The organism is Lutibacter aestuarii (genome assembly GCF_042676885.1).
In the GTDB taxonomy this organism is placed as follows: domain Bacteria; phylum Bacteroidota; class Bacteroidia; order Flavobacteriales; family Flavobacteriaceae; genus Lutibacter; species Lutibacter aestuarii.
In genome coordinates, this window is sequence record NZ_JBHTIC010000008.1 from 652,532 (window position 1) to 671,660 (window position 19,129).

The following is a 19,129-nucleotide window of genomic DNA, read 5'->3' on the forward strand; positions in this document are numbered from 1 at the left end:
ACATCTAACACTTTTTTAACTAATTTTAAATAGGTTTTAAATCATAATACCAAAAACTATTGTCCCAAGTATCATTATCAGAAGATTCATATGTTTTTAAAACCTTTTCACCTACTTCAAACTTTATTGGTGTTTTAAAAATTGGACCATCAAAAACAAAGGTATGAAACTCTCCATTTTCACCACAAACATCTACATTAGGTGGTAAATTGTTGATAAAATTTTCATCTAAAATTCTTCCAACAAAACTTTCGTCTAGCAAGTTTGCATTCACACTTACAGTAATTGCCTTAAAGCCTAGTGATATAAATTCTAACAACAATTCTTTAGTATTATTTTTCCATAAAGGAAAAACAGCTTTTAAATTAAGTTCTGATAATTTTTTTTCTCTAAATGCTTTTAAATCTTCCAAAAATATATCTCCAAAAACCGCATATTCATATTTATTTGAAATTATTAATTTTTCTAGATTCTCTTTCATTATTATATTGTACGTTTCCATAGAAACATCTTCAGGAAAATAAATTTTATACAATGGTAAACCAATTTGTTTAGCTTGAGATTCTAATAATTCTTCGCGAACTCCGTGCATAGAAACTCTTTGAAGCTTCTTGCTTACCGTAGTTACTAATACTTCAGTTGAATATGATTTATCTTGTAAAATTTTATAAAGTGCTAAAGCAGAATCCTTTCCCGTACTCCAATTAAAATATGCTTTTTTCAATGGTTCTAATTTTGAAGTAAAAATAATACAATCTGAATAGTTTAATGCATTAAATAATTAAGTTTATTTAATTACATTTGAAACTTAAATTTTAATTTTCAATGAAAAAACTACGTATTTTACTTGTAATCAGCTTATTTTTTAATGTTATTAGTAATGCTCAAACAATTAAATCTCCTTCAGAATTTTTAGGGTATGAATTAGGTTCAAGGTTTACAAGACATCATAAAGTAATAGACTATTTTAAATATGTGAGTGAAACATCGAACAATGTTCAATTAGAAAAATATGGAGAAACTAATGAATACAGGCCTTTATATATATCTTATATTTCTTCTAAAGAAAACATAAAAAACCTAGAAATTATTCGAAAAGATAATTTAAAAAAAACAGGATTAATAAATGGTAATTCTACCAGCGAAATTGGTATCGTTTGGTTAAGCTATAATGTTCATGGAAACGAAGCCTCAAGTACTGAAGCTGCTATGCTAACTCTTTACAAGCTAATTACTAAAAAACAAGAATGGCTTAAACATACAGTTGTAATTATTGACCCTTGTTTAAATCCTGATGGACGAGATCGTTATGTAAATTGGTACAACCAAAAGAAAAGCAATCCATACAACATAAACCCTGATGTTATTGAACATAACGAACCTTGGCCAAGCGGTAGACCAAATCACTATTTATTTGATTTAAATAGAGATTGGGCTTGGGCTACACAAGTAGAAACTCAACAACGTTTAAAAATTTATAATAAGTGGATGCCTCAAGTTCATGTAGATTTTCATGAACAGTTTATAAACAGTCCCTATTACTTTGCTCCTGCTGCAGAACCATTTCACGAAATAATTACAGATTGGCAAAGAGATTTTCAAACTAAAATTGGCAAAAATCATGCAAAATATTTTGACCAAAATGGTTGGCGTTATTTTACAAAAGAAGCCTTTGATTTATTTTATCCAAGTTATGGAGATACCTACCCTACGTATATGGGTGCCATTGGTATGACTTATGAGCAAGCTGGACATGGGAAAGCTGGTTTAGGTATTACAACTGAAAATAATACAGAACTTACTTTAAGAGACCGAATTGACCACCATACAACTACAGGACTTTCAACAGTTGAAGTTGCTGCAAAAAACACGACTCAAATGCTAACTGAATTTTCAAAATTCTTCGATAACTCTAACTTAAAATACAAAAATTATATTTTAAGAGGTGCTCTTGAAAAAATTGAAAAAGTGACTGAACTTTTAGATACCCATGAAATTAAATACTATGCAGGAAATGGAAAAAGTGTAAAAGTCTTAAATTATCATACAAAAACTACCAATACACTTAAAATATTAGAAAATGATTTAGTAATTCCAACCAATCAACCTAAAGGAAAAATGGTTAAAGTATTATTTGAACCAGCTTCTAAATTAACTGACTCTGTTACGTATGATATTACTGCTTGGAGTTTACCTTTTGCCTACGGATTACAAGGATTTGCAACGGAAACTTCAATTGATTTGACTGCTAATTTTTCAAAATTAATTCACAAAACTTTAAAAAATCAAAGCTCAAAAAATGTTTATGCCTATCTTCATAAATGGAATGAAGTATCAGATGCGCAACTTTTAGGTGATTTATTAGAAGAAGGCTTTAATGTTCGTTACAGTTTAGCTGATTTTTCTGTGGAAGGTCATTCATTAAAAAAAGGAACTTTTATTATCCTTAAAGGTGAAAATAGACACATTCTAAATTTCAATGAAAAAATTGAAGAAATAGCCGATAGAATAACTAAAGAATTTATTCCAGTTTCTACAGGTTTTGTAGAAAATGGTTACGACTTTGGCTCCTCAAACTACCCACTTATTTCATCAAAAAAAGTAGCTGTATTGGCTGGTGAAGGCATTTCATCTTTAAACTTTGGTGAGATTTGGCACTTCTTTGAAACCCAATTAAAATATCCTTTAAATGTTATAAAAAAAGATCATTTAAGTAGAATCAGTACTACTAAATACAATGTTTTAATTTTACCAAGTGGTTTTAATGCCAGTAAAAAACAACTTGAGTCACTTTCTAAATTTACTTCTGAAGGTGGAACTGTTATTGCCATTGCAAATGCCATTAATAATTTCGCAGATAAAGATGGCTATTCAATTAAAATTAAAAAAGAAGAAGATAGCTCATCCACTCCAAAAATTGATTTAACTCCATTTGACCAACGTGAAAGAAATTATATGAAAAACAGTATTACTGGGAGTATTTTTAAAAGTACAATTGATGCCACACATCCTTTGGCTTTTGGTTATACTAATGAATATTATAGTTTAAAATTAAGTGCAACTTCATATAATTTATTAGAAAATGGGTATAATGTTGGTTATTTCCCAAAAGATTCAAAAAACATTGCTGGGTTTGCAGGAGTAAATACTTTACAAAATATCTCAAATTCTTTACTTTTTGGAGTTGAAAACAAAGGGAAGGGACAGCTAATTTATATGGTTGACAATCCTTTATTTAGATCGTTTTGGGAAAATGGCAAACTATTTTTTGTGAATGCCGTTTTCTTCAATTAAAAAAGAATAAAAATACCTATAAACAAAAAAAGCGAACTAATATTCGCTTTTTTTTATACTGTTATTCTTAAATTAACTTACTGGCTCACCATACAAGTCAAATTCAGTAGCCGAAGTAATTTTAATTTGAGCAAACTTGCCAATTTGCACATAATGCTTTGTAGCATCTATTAACACTTCATTATCAACATCTGGAGAATCAAATTCAGTTCTTCCAACAAAATAGTTCCCATCTTTTCTGTCAATTAAAACTTTATAAGTATTATTCACTTTTTTCTGATTCAGTTCAAAAGAAATTTGGCTTTGAATATCCATAATTTCATTAACACGCTGCTGTTTCACTTCTTCTGGAACATTATCTTTTAAAGTGGCAGCATGCGTATTTTCTTCGTGAGAATACGCAAAAGCTCCCAAACGTTCAAAACGCATTTCTTGAATCCAGTTTTTTAACTCTTGAAAGGCTTCTTCTGTTTCTCCAGGATATCCTACAATTAAAGTAGTTCTAATTGCCATATTTGGGACAGATTTCCTGAATTCTGCAATTAAATTTGTTGTTTTTTCATGAGAAGTACCTCTTCGCATTGATTTTAAAACTTCGTCATTGATATGTTGCAAAGGAATGTCTAAATAATTACAAACTTTAGGTTGAGCATTTATAACATCTAAAACATCTAATGGGAAACCTGTGGGAAACGCATAATGTAAACGAATCCACTCTATTCCATCAATTTTAACCAATTCTTTTAACAAATCTGCTAATGCTCTTTTTTTATAAATATCTAAACCATAATAAGTTAAATCTTGTGCAATTAAAATGAGTTCTTTAATTCCTTTTTTTGAAAGCTTTGTTGCTTCAATAACTAAATCTTCAATAGGTGTAGAAATATGCTTTCCACGCATTAATGGAATTGCACAAAAAGAACAAGGTCTATCGCAGCCTTCTGCAATTTTTAAATAAGCATAATGCGTAGGTGTTGTGGTTAAACGCTCACCTACTAATTCGTGTTTATAATCTGCGTCTAATACTTTTAATAAGTTTGGTAAATCATGAGTCCCAAAATATTCATCAACATTAGGAATTTCCTTTTGCAAATCTGGCTTATAACGTTCGCTTAAACAACCCGAAACATATACTCGATCAACTTCACCCAATTCTTTTTTATGTACGTAATGTAAAATTGTATTTACCGATTCTTCTTTTGCATCACCAATAAAACCACAGGTATTAATTACCACAATATTACCATCATCATTTTCATCTTCATGAACCACATTTTTGTCATTAGCTTTTAGTTGTCCCATTAAAACTTCACTATCATAAACATTTTTAGAACAACCTAAAGTAACTACATTAATTTTATTCTCTTTTTTTGATTTAGTTCTCATCTTTGTTATTTAAGGTTTGCAAAAGTACTACTTTTCAACTTTAAACCATAAAATAACCTAAACTCTTTATTTATAATCAACTGGAAGCCTTCTAATTTTAGTTAACTGTTCAAAAGCATATCCTAATTGGAGTAATTTTTGCTCTTGATAAGGTTTGGCTATAAAAGTTAAACTAATGGGTTCTCCAGTATTTTTATATCCCATAGGAACAGTTACGCAAGGATATTTTGCTACTGCTGCAAAACCAGCGTGATAATTATTAATTGATAAAATAGCATCTAACTGATATTTTTTTATAGGAGTATTTAAAAACTCAATACTACTTTGGCGTAAATTATCTTTCACAATTTTAAATGTTTCATTTGAAGTAGTATCTTTTAGAATACCCTCAAAAAGTTGTTGCCCATAAGGTGCTCTTTTTATCGAATCCTTCAAATTAAATTTTACAACATCATTTATTGATGAAACTTGAAGATTTGTATCCGCATACTTTTTTAAATAAATTGGTAAATCTTTATTCATATCGTTATTTAATAAAGTTAAAAAGCCTCTTAAACTAACTTGTGGAGGGTCAAATTCTATAATTTCTACTCCATGATTTCTTAATTTATCAATGGTTGTTTTATAAATTGAATCGTTTAACAATTCTTTTATCACCCCTAACCTTTTCCCTTTTAAGGTTGCCAATTTTAGAGCTTCAACATAATTAATTTGTTGGCTATTTCCTTTGGTTGCAACATCTTTAGAATCTTCACCTAAAAGAGCAGTTAAAAAAATTGCATTGTCAATCACACTTTTAGTCATAGGTCCTGGAGTATCTAATGTACTCGAAATGGGTACTATACCTGTTCTACTTAATAAACCAATTGTTGGTTTTAATCCAACCACAGAATTTTGACTTGATGGAGATAAAATTGAACCTGAAGTTTCTGTACCTACTGCAGCCACTGAAAAATTTGCTGCTACCGCTACTCCACTTCCTGAGCTTGAACCTCCAGTTTCAAAAACCTTTCTTCCGTATGGGTTTAATGTTTGTCCACCAACAGCACTATAACCTACAGGGCATCCACTACAAAAGTAATATGCCCACTCACTTAAATTAACTTTCCCTAAAATTAATGCGCCTTGTTCTTTTAGCTTTTTTACTATAAATGCGTCATCTGTTTTAATATTATTATTTAAAACAAATGCACCAGCGGTGGTAGGCATTCCAATAGTATTTATGTTATCTTTCAATAAAATAGGCAAACCATAAAGTGTATTTGTTTTATTGGTTGAATGGATTTTATCTTTAGCTCTTGCTTCCTTTAAAATATCTGGATTCAATGTTATAATACTATGCAAAGCTAGATTATTATCACTTTCAAATTTTCGAATTCTATACAAATAAAATAGTGCTATTTTTTCATAAGATAAAATTCCATTTTTAACAGATGTTTGTAGAGAAGGAATATTTTTTTCTAAGATATAGGGTTTTAAATTTTCATAATCTTCCTCAGAAAAATAAGCTAAATCTTCTTCAAAAGGTTTAAAAACCTCATTCATATCTAAGTATTTAGATTGAATTAGTTTAAAACGCATCCTATTAATTTCGTGGTTTTGTTGTTCTTTAATTTCAAATGATTCATCATACTTATTAAAAACAATCGGATTTTCTTTCTTTTTACAAGAAAGCGTTGCAATTAACATTATTAGTAAAAAAAATAGTTTTTTCATTTTGATTAATTTTAACTAAAGGTATAAAATAAAAAACCTCCTAAAATTAATTTTAAGAGGTTTTTTTATAAGTTTAAAGCTAATTATTTAAAAAAAGAATCGACAAATTCAATTTTATTAAATACTTGTAAATCATCTATTCCTTCACCTACACCAATATATTTTACAGGAATTTGGAATTGATCAGAAATTCCAATAACTACACCTCCTTTTGCGGTACCATCTAATTTGGTGACCGCTAAAGATGTTACTTCAGTAGCTTTGGTAAATTGTTTGGCTTGTTCAAAGGCATTTTGACCAGTTGAACCATCTAAAACCAACAAAACATCATGCGGTGCATCTTCAACAACTTTTTGCATAACACGTTTAATTTTAGTTAACTCATTCATCAAGTTCACTTTATTATGCAACCTTCCAGCTGTATCTATAATAACTACATCAGCATCTTGTGCCACAGCAGATTTTAAAGTGTCAAAAGCAACAGAAGCTGGATCACTTCCCATTTCTTGACGAACAATAGAAACTCCAACTCTATCAGCCCATACCTGTAATTGATCAATGGCAGCTGCTCTAAAAGTATCAGCTGCACCAAGCACTACTTTTTTCCCTTTCTTAGTAAATTGTAAGGCTAATTTTCCAATGGTAGTTGTTTTACCTACACCATTTACACCTACTACCATAATTACATAAGGTTTTTTATTTTCAGGAACTGTAAAATCCGTTTCGTTTCCAACATTAGTTTCTGCTAATAAACCAGCGATTTCTTCTCTTAGAATTTTATTCAACTCGTCAGTACCCAAATATTTATCTTTAGCAACTCGAGCTTCAATTCTATCAATAACTTTTAACGTTGTTTCTACACCTACATCAGAAGATACTAATACCTCTTCTAAATTATCAAGAACATCATCATCTACTTTAGTTTTTCCAGCTACAGCTTTTGTTAGTTTTGAAAAGAAAGAAGTTTTTGTTTTTTCTAACCCCTTATCTAAAGTTTCCTTTTTTTCTTTCGAAAATATTTTTTTAAATAAACTCATTACTACAAATTAATCGTGTAAATATAAAAAAGAAAAAGCTACCCTCAATTTTTGAAAGTAGCTTAAGTATAATTTTGTGAACAATTTTTTATTTTTTGCTCAAAAAGTCTTTTACCATTGTTGGATCCATTACAGATTCTACAAAAGTATATGCTCCAGTTTTTGGAGACTTAACCATTTTAATGGCTTTTGTTAACCTTTTTGATCCTGTCTGTAACGATGCTACTGCTTTCTTTGCCATGGTTCTATATTTTATTTGATGTTTTCTTTATTTGAAAACCTCTAATTATTTAATTTCTTTGTGAACTGTCATTTTTTTCAAGATAGGGTTGAATTTTTTAATTTCCATTCTATCTGGTGTATTCTTCTTATTCTTAGTAGTAATATATCTTGAAGTACCTGGTAAACCAGTTGCTTTATGCTCAGTACATTCTAATATTACTTGAATTCTATTTCCTTTAGTCTTTGCCATTTTCTTAGATTATTTTTTATAAAAACCATTTTCTCTTGCTTCTTTTAAGACAGCAGAGATTCCTTTTTTATTAATATTCTTTAATGTAGAAGCGGCTATTTTTAAAGTAACCCATTTATCTTCTTCAGGAATATAAAAGCGCTTCTTAATTAAATTAGCGTCAAATTTTCTTTTAGTTCTATTCAATGCATGAGAAACATTGTTCCCAACCATTGCTTTTTTTCCAGTAAGTTCACAAACTCTTGACATATTTCTGTACCTTTTTAATGTATTCTCAAAACGAGATGCAAAATTAAAATTTTAAAAATTAATACACAAACTTATTTTACTAGTTTTTTAAAATTTCTTTTCTTAATAATTCTAAAGCCTTATTAGAGGCTCTTTCAATAACTTTTTCTCTAGGTTTTCCAAAGTTAAATTCTTTAGAAAAAACTTGTGTTGGTGTTGCAATAGCTATAAACACCACTCCTACTGTTTTATCTGTTATATCAACTGTAGGACCAGCATTACCAGTAGTTGCTATTGCATAGGTTGTTTTATATTTTTTTTGAATTCCAACAGCCATAGCTTCTGCAACTTGCGAACTTACTACAGAATATTTATCAATCAATTCTTTTTGAACACTTAATTCTTTGATTTTTATAATTGGATTGTAAGCCACAATGGATCCCATAAAATACTTTGAAGCACCTGCTATAGAGGTTAGTTTTTGCGAAATAGCACCTCCAGTACAACTTTCTGCTACAGATAAAGTTATTTTTTTACTTGAAAACAATGTACCTAAAACTGCTTCAATAGAGACAGTATCTTCATAACCAACTATAATATCAGAAATAATTTTAGTCAACTTTTCAGTTTCAATAAATACTGCTTTTTCAAGCATTTCTTTTTCTTTTCCTTTAGCGGTTAACCTTAATCTTAATTTTCCATAAGAAGGTAAATAAGCTAATTTGATTAATGAAGGTAAGTTATTTTCCCAAGCCTCCAACCGTTCAGCTACCATACTTTCTCCCATACCATAAGTAATAATAGTTTTATGAATTATATATGGTAAGTTATATGTTTGTTTTAGCTTAGGCAGTACACAATTAGTCATTAACCCCTTCATTTCATTTGGCACACCTGGCAAAGAAACCACTATTTTCCCCTTATTATGAAACCACAAACCTGGAGCAGTACCCAATTCATTTTTTAAAGGAATACATGTTGAAGGAACCAATGCTTGGTTTTTATTTACTTCAGTAAAAGGGTAATTTAATTTTGCAAACATTGCCCTAATTTGCTCTACTATAGTTGTATTTAATACTAATGTATCATTAAAGTACTCTGTTAAAGTTGTTTTGGTTATATCATCTTTAGTTGGACCAAGTCCTCCGGTTATTAAAACAATATCAACATGAGCTTGTGCTTCATTCAATGCTTTTAAAATATGTTGTTTATCATCTTGTATTGAAGTTATTTGATAAACTGATATCCCTATTTTATTCAACTCCTCAGCAATCCATTTTGAATTTGAATCTAAAATTTGACCAATTAAAATTTCATCGCCAATGGTAATTATTTCTGCTTGCATTGTTTGATATTGTTATCTGGTAAAAGTATTAAGTTTAAATTGATTTTCAAATAATAAAGAAAACTTCTCTAAACCGCAAAAATAAAGAGTTTCTTAAAGCAACCTTTTAAAAGTTTTAGCATCTAATAAATAACTAAAAAAATTAAAAATTAGTAGGCTATGACAACAACTTTAAAATTAAATGACAAAGAGCTTTTAAAACAAGTTAAAGAATGCTCTTTACCTCCAGAATTATTTACTCATGAAATTCAACTTAAACTTAGTTGGATTTTAATTAATCGTTATGGGTTAGAAGGTGCAACTAAAAAAAATTGTGAGATTAAAGAAAACTACTATGTAAATGCTTTAAAAAGTAAAAAATTTAATTTACCCTTAACTAAAGCTTATACGGAAATTCTTCATCATTTTATGGAAAGATCTTCAGCAAAAGATTTTGATAAATTACTAAGAGAATTTCCTCGGTTAAAGTTTGATTTTAAAGAGTTAGTAAAAACCCATTACGGATATAACATTTTAAAAGAACACCGTAATGAGGATTTAAAACCAAACCCAAATAGACCTATTTTATTTACGTTTTAATTGATTACTTAACTTTAATTGAAAATACTTTTTGTTGATGAATTGCACCAACTAGCACATCATTTTCATCAATTTTGCCAACTCCAGCTGGTGTACCTGTGAAAAGTATATCTCCTTTTTTTAAGGTGAAAAATTGTGAAACATACGCAATTAATTCATCTATTTTCCACAGCATAGCTTTGGTATTCCCATCTTGTACCAACTCATCATTTTTATGCAATGTAAATGAAAGATTATTTAAGTCTCCTAAACTTTCTTTTGGCAAAAAAGATCCAACTACAGCACTTCCGTCAAAAGCTTTGGCTTTTTCCCAAGGCAATCCTTTTGCTTTACAATCGTTTTGTAAATCTCTAGCTGTAAAATCGATTCCTAAACCTATTTCATCATAATATTTATGAGCAAATTTTGATTCAATATACTTTCCTACTTTATTAATTTTTACTAAAATTTCAACCTCATAATGTATGTCATTTGAAAAAGGCGGAATAAAAAATGGTTGATTTTTAGCTAAGATTGCAGAATCTGGTTTTAAAAAAATAACAGGGTTCTCTGGTTTTTCATTTTCTAGCTCTTCTATATGCTTTGCATAATTACGTCCTATACAAATTATTTTCATATGTACTTGTAAATATTATTTTAAGTATAATTGATGATTGATTCAATTAAGGAATCCATTTTTTTTCAAAATTAGGCTTACGCTTTTCTAAAAAGGCATTTCTTCCTTCTTTAGCTTCATCTGTCATGTACGCCAAACGAGTGGCTTCGCCTGCAAAAACTTGCTGTCCAACCATACCATCATCAGTTAGGTTCATTGCAAATTTCAACATTTTTATAGAGGTAGGTGATTTTTCCAAAATTTCCTGTGCCCATTGATAAGCTGTTGTTTCTAATTCGTTATGAGGAATCACTGCATTGACCATTCCCATTTCAAAAGCTTCTTGTGCAGAGTAATTTCTTCCTAAGAAAAATATTTCACGAGCCTTTTTTTGCCCAACCATTTTTGCTAAATAAGCAGAACCGTAACCACCATCAAAACTAGTTACATCGGCATCGGTTTGTTTAAAAATTGCGTGCTCTTTACTTGCTAGGGTTAAATCACAAACTACGTGTAAACTATGCCCCCCTCCAACTGCCCAACCAGGAACTACTGCAATAACAGCTTTTGGCATAAAGCGAATTAAGCGTTGAACTTCCAAGATATTTAACCTATGGTATCCATCTTCACCTACATAACCTTGGTGCCCACGTGCTTTTTGATCACCTCCACTACAAAATGAATAAACTCCATCTTTGGTTGAAGGTCCTTCAGCAGACAACAGCACCACTCCTATTGACGTATCTTCACTAGCATCATAAAAAGCTTCATACAACTCTTTTGTTGTTTTTGGTCTAAAAGCATTTCTAACGTTTGGTCTATTAAAAGCTATACGTGCAACACCATTACACTTTTTATAGGTTATATCTTCAAATTCTTTAGCTGTTTTCCAATTAATTTCTTTCATCTTAATTTTAATTAATGTGTAAAAATAACTTATTTTAATGGTTAAAAAAATTTCTAATTCAAAAGATGAAATGTTACTTTGGTGACAAAAAAATGAAAATTAGGAATTAAAGCAGTAATTTTGGTCTTTCAATATCGACAAAAATAAAAATTCAACAATATGAGGATACTTGCTACTAATTTTAACAAGCCTGTAGAATTACCTTTAAAACTTAAAATTAGTTTTGAGGCTGTTTTTGAGTATCTTGAAAATATTACTAAAGATAACAACCATTATTTAAATTCAACGGCTCTTGAATTATTAAAAGAATACGAACAATATCCTGAATTAAGAACTGGTTTTGAAGACTTAAGTTATTTGGATAAATACAATAATCAAATTGATAAATTATTATCCATTTTATTTCCTGATTTATTACAAAATAATGAAATAAAAGCTGCAACTATTCCATTTGAATTTACAACATTCAAACTTTCAAAAAGGTTTCAACAAATTATTGAAGATGCCGGTGAAAACTATGAGTTCAAGCTACGAAATTTTGATGAATCTAAAATATATATTCTTAGCTGTGCTTTTATTTTATCTTATTGCCATAATGTAACGATTGATTTTAAAAGACCTTTTCTTTTTGATATTCCAAATATTAAAACTGGAATTACTAAACATTATAGAACATTATTAAATGGTGATTTTTTTAAAGTTACACCTTTAGCATCTGCTCCAAAAATTGCTGATGAAGATGTAAAGTTGTTATTAGATAATTTTAATAATATTGACATTTGGAAAGAAAAATTTCCACCTAACAGCTATCAGTTTACAGGTTTTGGTATGATGAATTTGTTTGACGTTACCCCCGATCAAGCCCTTTCAAACCTAAAAGAGAACCTGCTTAGAAAAGATGAGCAAGCCTTTGAAGCAATTGAAAAAAGTATTTCAAATTTATTTGGCTCAAACAATATAAAATTTGGATTCTCAACTTATGGTATTAGTAAAGAATCTTTCGTTTCAAAAAACTATCAAGCCCAAAATAGTTTTATCTTAAAATCAATTGAAAATGTTGATTGCCAAAATTTCTTCTGCAACTCAATCATTTCCAAAGTTTTTGAACACAAAGAATTATTAGCAATTTCCAATATTGATGAATATGGTGAAGGTTCAAATTATAACGGATTTTATAAATCTTTAAAACAACAAGGCATTCAAAGTTTAATTTTAGTTCCTTTAAAACTAAATGAAGACTTTTTTGTTGTTATGGAATTGGTTTCAGACACTAAATATGAACTGAATTCTATTAATGCTTTTAAACTTAAAGATGTAGCTCCAGTATTTAAAATTGCTATTGAGCGTTATATGGACGAATATGAAACCAAACTTGAATCTATTATTCAAGAAAATTACACTTCGCTACACCCAGCAGTAAAATGGAAATTTTATGAGCAGGCTGAAGCCTACCTATTTAACAACGAAACTAATAGTAAAGGTGCTACTAATTTGAAAAATATTGTTTTTGAAAACGTAGTTCCTCTATATGGTCAAAGTGATATTAAAGGATCATCCATTGCAAGAAACAAAGCCATTCAGCAAGACCTTGTAAAACAACTTGGACTGGCTTCAAAAGTAATTGAAAAAGCTAAGCAACTCTATAAACTTCCTATTTATAATGATTTATTATTTAGAATTGATGAGTGCCTAAATAATACTAAAAAAGGACTAAACTCTGGTGATGAGATGTCTTTAACAGATTTTTTAAAAAAAGATATTTATCCCGTATTTAATCATTTAAAAACATTAGATGAAAGTTTAAAAAATGAAATTGAAAATTATATGCAACAAATTGATGATAAACTTTTTGTTGTTTATGATAAAAGAAAAAAATACGAAGAAAGTGTTACCATTCTAAATGATGAACTTGCCAAATATATTGATAAAAAACAAATAGAAGCTCAAAAAATGTTCCCTCATTATTTTGAACGTTATAAAACAGATGGAATTGATTACAATATGTATATTGGTCAATCTTTAGTTAAAAATTGCACCTACAACAAGTTGTATTTATATAATTTAAGATTGTGGCAATTGCAACTAATGTGCGAATTAGAAAATATAGCTTATAAATTAAAAGATACATTAGAACACCCTTTAGAAATTGCCTCGTTAATACTTATTCATAGCAATCCTTTAGCTATTAAATTTAGACTAGATGAAAAGCGATTTGATGTTGATGGTGCCTATAATATTCGGTATGAAATTATTAAAAAACGTATTGACAAAGCACTTATAAAAAACACCAAAAAAAGAATTACACAACCAGGTAAAATCACTATAGTTTATAGTCAAAACAAAGAAGCTGCTGAATACTTAAAATATATAAAATATTTACAATCTAACAATTATCTATTACCAACTATTGAAAAATTAGAAATAGAAGATTTAGTGGGTATTTCAGGATTAAAAGCAATAAGAGTTGCTGTTAATTATAACAATTTATCCGAAAAAAGCATTACTTTAAATGATATTATGAAAGTTATAAAAGATGAGCATTTAAATTAAACTTGCAATGGTATCATTATTTTTCATTAGTTCAAAAGCAATTACAAAAGCTATAACAGATACAATAACACCTATCATAAATATTGTATACGCAATACGTAATAATCTATATTTTTTATCCAAAACTATTCCTAAATAATACAAATCTTTCATTAAAGATTGATACAAATAGTCACGGTCATTCATCATTTCTGTCATCCCATCTTGAAATTCCTTTAAAGGCATTTTATGAAAATTTCCAAAAAACAGAAGGTTCACTTTTCTATTTACTACATCTTCTTTAGTAAACTTTCCAGAAGTAATTTTTGGGCGTGTTGATAGTATTGAAAAAATCATAGTAACCACTGTAATAAACAAAAAGAAAAGTGTTGGGTAAATCAAATAGTAATTACTAGGCTTATCTAACTTTGGAAACAAATTGGACAATGCTATAGAAAGTATAATAGCACTTACAGAAAGTAAAATATTGGCTTTCGTATCAGCAATATCACTCAATTTTATATGATTTCTAAGCGTAACCCTGTACATGGTTTCAATACCTCTATCAGGTCTTTCATCTTTAGCCTTTTTACGTTTTAAATCTTCTTTTTTGAGTTTATTTTTAACTTCCTGTTCTTCTTGTTTTACAATTGCTTTTTTTAAATCTTTTTGAATTTTCAACCAATTAAATGTTTTTTGCGCATTTAATTTACTAAAAGCATAGTTGGTAAAATAGCTATGTTTACTTAAAAACTCTTCGGTACTTTTTAACCATTCAATATCTGTTAAGTGTTTGTCACATAATTGCGCCCACTCTGAACGTAATAAATTTGATTTTTCAATATAATTTTCAGTCCCCAAATGAAACAAATCTGCATCACAAATAATTTCTTCTAATTTATTAGATGGTTTTTGAGGCATTCCAGTTGCATCAATTAAAGAAAATACTTTTTTAAGTTTGTCTTCAGGGTAGTTTTTTTCTTCTAAAAATTGTTTAGCAATACTTTTACTTTTATCTTCATGATTTTCAATTCCTTCTATATAACCAGTATCGTGAAACCAAGCAGCTAATAATAAAACTTCTAATTCTTCTTCAATTATATTTTCAGCAACGGCAATTTCAAAAACTGCTTGTACTACTTCATAAGTATGATTATAATTGTGGTAAACTACTTTAGGAGATAGGTTATTTTTCAATAAATTAAAAACAAAACTTTGAGCCTCTTTAAAAAAATCGTTTTCTAACATAAAACAAATGAATCGTTGAAAATCAAAAATACATAAATTTATGTATTTTTAAACACTGAAATTTTACTATTAATGAAGATTCTATTATTCAAAAAATACTTAGTTATAATATCTCTACTTTTTTTAAGTAGTTGCGCTACTTACCAAGCTAAATACCATTCTAAAAATGACACTTTTTCTTTTAATCAAAAACCTCCTTCTTCTGAAAAAATTGTACATACTTTTTATTTAATAGGAGATGCAGGCAATGCTCAAGAAAATGAACAATTAACTCATTTCAACTTATTAAAAGAAGAGTTATCAATAGCTGATAAAAATTCAACAGTTTTATTTTTAGGAGATAATTTATATGAAAAAGGAATGCCTAAAAAAGAACATGTCACTCGAAAAATTTCAGAACATCGTTTAGATGCTCAAATTGAATTAGTTAAAAATTTTAAAGGTCAACCTATTTTTATTCCTGGAAATCACGAGTATTATAGTGATGGTATTAAAGGACTAAAACGTGAAGAAGAATATATTATTGAAAATTTAAAAAATAAAAACAGTTTTTTACCCAAAGATGGTTGTCCACTAAAAAAAGTAGATATCTCCGAAAATCTTGTTTTGATTATTGTAGATTCTCAGTGGTATTTAGAGGATTGGGATAAAAACCCAACTATGAATGATGATTGTGAAATTAAAACCAAAGAACGCTTTTTTGATGAATTTGAAAGTTTAATTAAAAAAAATGCTACTAAAACTATGGTTGTTGCCATACATCATCCCTTATTTAGTAACGGATCACATGGAGGACAATTTTCACTTCGCAAACAATTTTATCCAGTTAACAATAAAATTCCATTACCATTACTTGGAACTATGGTTAATGTGTTAAGAAAAACCAGCGGTATTTCTGTACAAGACATGAACAATCAACTTTATTTAGAATTAAAAAAGCGTCTAATTACCATAAGTCAAAAAGCTGATAAAATAATTTTTACATCGGGTCATGAACATAATCTACAATATATTTTTAAAGATAATATTCCACAAATTGTTAGTGGTTCTGGATCTAAAACTTCTGAAGTTAGAGCCATTAATGGAAGTCAATTTTCTTATGGGAAAAAAGGCTACGCTAAAATTACAGTTTACCAAAATGGAGAGTCTTGGGTACAATTTTTTACAGAAATAAATGGAGAAAATAACCTATTATATACTACCAAAATACACAATGCAACTACAGCTTCAAAATTAACATCTTATCCTGTAAAATTTCCTCCCTTTGTTTCTAGTTCCATTTATTCCAAAAGTGAAGTTCGTAAAAGTAAACTGCACAATATGTTATGGGGAAAGCATTATAGAAAATATTATGGAACATCAATTTCTGCACCAACAGTATTATTAGACACTTTGTTTGGTGGCTTAAAACCTACTAGAAAAGGAGGTGGAAACCAATCTAGATCACTTAGACTTGAAGATAAAAATGGTAAAGAATATGTAATGAGAGCTTTGCGAAAAAGTGCCACACAATATATTCAAGCAGTGGCCTATAAAGACACGTACGTTGAAGGTCAGTTTGAAAACACCTATGCCGAAAATTTATTGCTCGACATTTATACCACAGCTCATCCCTACGCTCCTTTTTCTGTAGGAAAACTTTCCGACGCTATAAATATTTACCATCCAAACCCTATTTTATATTATGTTCCTAAACAAAATGCATTAAAAAATTTTAATCACGATTTTGGAGATGAATTATATATGATTGAAGAACGTGCCGCAAATAATCATGGAGATAAAGCTAATTTTGGTTATTCAAATAAGTTAATTAGTACTGTTGATTTATTAGAAAAATTAAGAGAAACAGACGATAATACTATTGATGAAAACAGTTATATTAGAGCTCGTTTATTTGATATGCTTATTGGAGATTGGGATAGACATGAAGACCAATGGCGTTGGGCAGAATTTAAAGATGGAAAGAAAAAGATATATCAACCCGTACCTAGAGATAGAGACCAAGCATTCTCTAAAAATGACGGTTTTATTCTAGGATTTATTACAAGAGCCATTCCTGCACTTAAATTAATGCAAGTATATGATTCCAATATTAGAAATGTAAAATGGTTTAATTTAGAGCCTTACCCTTTAGACATGGCGCTTATCAATAATTCCACATATAAAAATTGGCAAGAGCAAGTTAATTTCATCCAAAAAAACATAACTGATGAAGTAATTGAAGATGCTTTCAATAAATTACCTACTGAAGTGAATGATGAAACAATTCTTGAAATTAAAAAGAAATTAAAAGGTCGACTTCAAAATTTGCCTTTAATTGCGGAAAAATATTATAATCAACTTTCAAAATATGGAGTTGTTAAAGGAACCGACAAAGATAATTGGTTTGATATTGAGCGTTTAGAAAACGGAGAAACATCTATTAAAATATTCAACATAAAAAACAAAAAAAAAGGAAACAAAATTTTTGAAAAAACTTATTCAAAAAATAAAACTAAAGAACTTTGGGTATATGGCTTAGATGATAATGATGTTTTTAATGTAACAGGTATTAAACAAAATATAATTCCTTTAAGAATTATTGGCGGTCAAAATAATGATACATACAACATTAAAAACGATAAAAAAGTAACCATTTACGATTATAAAACTAAAAAAAATACATTTACAACAACCAAAGGAAAACAAAAACTATATAACAACTACGAAACTAATTTTTACAACTATAAAAAATTAAAATACAATCACTACCAATTGTTACCTTCTATTGGTTCTAATCCTGATGATGGTATAAAAATTGGAATCAATAGTGTTTTTACTAAATATGCTTTTGAAAGAAATCCATTTACCCAACAACATACCATAAACGCTGCGTATTATTTCAGTCATAAAGGGTTTGATATTCGCTATACAGGTGAATTTGCTTCTATTTTTAACAAATGGAATTTTCAAATAGAATCAACATTTACAAGTCCTAATTATAGTATTAATTATTTTGGTTTTGGAAATGAAACTATTAATTATGAAGTTGAATTTGATGAAGATTTTCATAGAGTTAAATTGAGTACTTATTCCATAGCTCCAGCTTTAAAATGGAAAGGACGTTTTGGTGCAGAATTTAAAATTGGCGCATTTATTGAAAGTATCGAGGTAGAAAATACAACCAATCGTTTTATTAATACATTAGATTTTAAGTTAGATGAGAGAGAAAATTATACAGGTTTAAAATCGTCATATACTTATAAAAATTATGACAATAAGTTATTTCCAACTTTAGGTATGAACTTTACATTTGATATGGGTTGGAAAACTAATTTGAAAAATTCCATAGAAAATCATGTCTATATTACTCCATCTTTAGGCATCACACACAAAATATCGTCTAATGGAAACTTAGTTTTAGCAACAAAAATGAAAGGAAATCTAATAATTGGTGATCACTTTAAATTTTACAATGCAGCAAGTATTGGAGGTTTAGATGGGTTGAGAGGTTATAGAAATCAACGTTTTATTGGGAATCGCTCTTTTTACCAAAACACAGATATTCGATTTAATCTAAGGAAAGTTAAAACAGGGCTAGTACCCCTTCAAATGGGATTATTTGGTGGTTTTGATTACGGAAGAGTTTGGTTGAAAAACGAAAATTCTAAAGATTGGAAAACTTCCTATGGAGGTGGTTTTTGGTTAGTTGCTGCAGAAATTATTAATTTAAATGCTTCACTTTTCAATTCTAAAGATGGAACTTATTTTAAATTTGGTTTAGGTTTTGGGTTTTAATAAAAAAAAGTAAATT

The 19,129-nt window shown here is 28.9% G+C and carries 15 protein-coding genes; 4 read left to right on the forward strand and 11 right to left on the reverse strand.

The genetic code is table 11. The annotated features are described in order from the left end of the window. Window positions 1–25 precede the first annotated feature (25 nt). Window positions 26–724, reverse strand: a complete 699-nt coding sequence (locus ACFQZW_RS10535) for a Dph6-related ATP pyrophosphatase (protein WP_386782870.1) — start codon at window positions 722–724, stop codon at window positions 26–28. Window positions 725–825: 101 nt separating this feature from the next. On the opposite strand from ACFQZW_RS10535, the gene ACFQZW_RS10540 reads away from it, so the two are divergent. Next, window positions 826–3,294: a M14 metallopeptidase family protein gene (locus ACFQZW_RS10540; protein ID WP_386782872.1), complete on the forward strand. Its 2,469-nt coding sequence runs from the start codon at window positions 826–828 to the stop codon at window positions 3,292–3,294. Between the two features lie 72 nt (window positions 3,295–3,366). Here the strand turns inward: ACFQZW_RS10540 and rimO are convergent, their stop codons facing one another. The 7 genes from rimO to ACFQZW_RS10575 all read right to left on the reverse strand — a co-directional run bounded on the left by rimO (window position 3,367) and on the right by ACFQZW_RS10575 (window position 9,478). Further along, window positions 3,367–4,680 (reverse strand): 30S ribosomal protein S12 methylthiotransferase RimO, encoded by a 1,314-nt coding sequence (gene rimO / locus ACFQZW_RS10545; protein ID WP_298263187.1) that lies wholly within the window; start codon window positions 4,678–4,680, stop codon window positions 3,367–3,369. Window positions 4,681–4,746: 66 nt separating this feature from the next. Further along, window positions 4,747–6,396 (reverse strand): amidase family protein, encoded by a 1,650-nt coding sequence (locus tag ACFQZW_RS10550; RefSeq protein ID WP_386782875.1) that lies wholly within the window; start codon window positions 6,394–6,396, stop codon window positions 4,747–4,749. Window positions 6,397–6,479: 83 nt separating this feature from the next. Continuing rightward, a complete protein-coding gene (gene ftsY / locus ACFQZW_RS10555) occupies window positions 6,480–7,433 on the reverse strand; it encodes a signal recognition particle-docking protein FtsY (RefSeq protein WP_386782877.1) in 954 nt (317 codons plus the stop codon). 88 nt (window positions 7,434–7,521) lie between these two features. Then, complete coding sequence (locus ACFQZW_RS10560; protein WP_298263190.1) at window positions 7,522–7,674, reverse strand: DUF4295 domain-containing protein; 153 nt, start codon at window positions 7,672–7,674, stop codon at window positions 7,522–7,524. Between the two features lie 45 nt (window positions 7,675–7,719). Further along, the gene (gene rpmG / locus ACFQZW_RS10565) at window positions 7,720–7,905 is read right to left on the reverse strand and encodes a 50S ribosomal protein L33 (protein WP_291799720.1); all 186 of its coding nucleotides are present in this window, start codon (window positions 7,903–7,905) and stop codon (window positions 7,720–7,722) included. A 9-nt stretch (window positions 7,906–7,914) separates the two neighbouring features. Then, window positions 7,915–8,154, reverse strand: coding sequence for a 50S ribosomal protein L28 (gene rpmB, locus ACFQZW_RS10570; protein ID WP_298263192.1), 240 nt, complete (start codon window positions 8,152–8,154; stop codon window positions 7,915–7,917). A 79-nt stretch (window positions 8,155–8,233) separates the two neighbouring features. After that, a complete protein-coding gene (locus tag ACFQZW_RS10575; protein WP_298263194.1) occupies window positions 8,234–9,478 on the reverse strand; it encodes a competence/damage-inducible protein A in 1,245 nt (414 codons plus the stop codon). A gap of 159 nt (window positions 9,479–9,637) precedes the next feature. Here ACFQZW_RS10575 and ACFQZW_RS10580 point away from each other — a divergent pair, with 159 nt between their 5' ends. After that, on the forward strand, window positions 9,638–10,057 hold the full coding sequence (locus ACFQZW_RS10580) for a hypothetical protein (protein ID WP_298263196.1): 420 nt from the start codon (window positions 9,638–9,640) through the stop codon (window positions 10,055–10,057). Window positions 10,058–10,061: 4 nt separating this feature from the next. Here the strand turns inward: ACFQZW_RS10580 and ACFQZW_RS10585 are convergent, their stop codons facing one another. Together ACFQZW_RS10585 and ACFQZW_RS10590 are read right to left on the reverse strand one after the other, a co-directional pair. Then, the gene (locus ACFQZW_RS10585) at window positions 10,062–10,673 is read right to left on the reverse strand and encodes a fumarylacetoacetate hydrolase family protein (RefSeq protein WP_298263197.1); all 612 of its coding nucleotides are present in this window, start codon (window positions 10,671–10,673) and stop codon (window positions 10,062–10,064) included. A gap of 46 nt (window positions 10,674–10,719) precedes the next feature. Then, the gene (locus ACFQZW_RS10590) at window positions 10,720–11,559 is read right to left on the reverse strand and encodes a 1,4-dihydroxy-2-naphthoyl-CoA synthase (RefSeq protein ID WP_298263199.1); all 840 of its coding nucleotides are present in this window, start codon (window positions 11,557–11,559) and stop codon (window positions 10,720–10,722) included. A 159-nt stretch (window positions 11,560–11,718) separates the two neighbouring features. Here ACFQZW_RS10590 and ACFQZW_RS10595 point away from each other — a divergent pair, with 159 nt between their 5' ends. Continuing rightward, window positions 11,719–14,109, forward strand: coding sequence for a GAF domain-containing protein (locus tag ACFQZW_RS10595; protein WP_386782883.1), 2,391 nt, complete (start codon window positions 11,719–11,721; stop codon window positions 14,107–14,109). Here ACFQZW_RS10595 and ACFQZW_RS10600 read toward each other — a convergent pair. Then, window positions 14,101–15,336: a Pycsar system effector family protein gene (locus tag ACFQZW_RS10600; RefSeq protein ID WP_386782885.1), complete on the reverse strand. Its 1,236-nt coding sequence runs from the start codon at window positions 15,334–15,336 to the stop codon at window positions 14,101–14,103. The genes ACFQZW_RS10595 and ACFQZW_RS10600 overlap by 9 nt on opposite strands. A 72-nt stretch (window positions 15,337–15,408) precedes the next feature. On the opposite strand from ACFQZW_RS10600, the gene ACFQZW_RS10605 reads away from it, so the two are divergent. Beyond that, a complete protein-coding gene (locus ACFQZW_RS10605) occupies window positions 15,409–19,113 on the forward strand; it encodes a metallophosphoesterase (RefSeq protein ID WP_386782888.1) in 3,705 nt (1,234 codons plus the stop codon). Window positions 19,114–19,129: the final 16 nt, after the last annotated feature.

Excerpts from the sequence above, each read along its gene's own strand:
- rimO (WP_298263187.1), bottom strand. The coding sequence starts at position 4,680 with ATGAGAACTAAATCAAAAAAAGAGAATAAAATTAATGTAGTTACTTTA.
- ACFQZW_RS10595 (WP_386782883.1), top strand. The coding sequence starts at position 11,719 with ATGAGGATACTTGCTACTAATTTTAACAAGCCTGTAGAATTACCTTTA.
- ftsY (WP_386782877.1), bottom strand. The coding sequence starts at position 7,433 with ATGAGTTTATTTAAAAAAATATTTTCGAAAGAAAAAAAGGAAACTTTA.
- rpmG (WP_291799720.1), bottom strand. The coding sequence starts at position 7,905 with ATGGCAAAGACTAAAGGAAATAGAATTCAAGTAATATTAGAATGTACT.
- ACFQZW_RS10540 (WP_386782872.1), top strand. The coding sequence starts at position 826 with ATGAAAAAACTACGTATTTTACTTGTAATCAGCTTATTTTTTAATGTT.
- ACFQZW_RS10550 (WP_386782875.1), bottom strand. The coding sequence starts at position 6,396 with ATGAAAAAACTATTTTTTTTACTAATAATGTTAATTGCAACGCTTTCT.
- rpmB (WP_298263192.1), bottom strand. The coding sequence starts at position 8,154 with ATGTCAAGAGTTTGTGAACTTACTGGAAAAAAAGCAATGGTTGGGAAC.
- ACFQZW_RS10590 (WP_298263199.1), bottom strand. The coding sequence starts at position 11,559 with ATGAAAGAAATTAATTGGAAAACAGCTAAAGAATTTGAAGATATAACC.
- ACFQZW_RS10560 (WP_298263190.1), bottom strand. The coding sequence starts at position 7,674 with ATGGCAAAGAAAGCAGTAGCATCGTTACAGACAGGATCAAAAAGGTTA.
- ACFQZW_RS10585 (WP_298263197.1), bottom strand. The coding sequence starts at position 10,673 with ATGAAAATAATTTGTATAGGACGTAATTATGCAAAGCATATAGAAGAG.
- ACFQZW_RS10605 (WP_386782888.1), top strand. The coding sequence starts at position 15,409 with ATGAAGATTCTATTATTCAAAAAATACTTAGTTATAATATCTCTACTT.
- ACFQZW_RS10600 (WP_386782885.1), bottom strand. The coding sequence starts at position 15,336 with ATGTTAGAAAACGATTTTTTTAAAGAGGCTCAAAGTTTTGTTTTTAAT.
- ACFQZW_RS10580 (WP_298263196.1), top strand. The coding sequence starts at position 9,638 with ATGACAACAACTTTAAAATTAAATGACAAAGAGCTTTTAAAACAAGTT.
- ACFQZW_RS10575 (WP_298263194.1), bottom strand. The coding sequence starts at position 9,478 with ATGCAAGCAGAAATAATTACCATTGGCGATGAAATTTTAATTGGTCAA.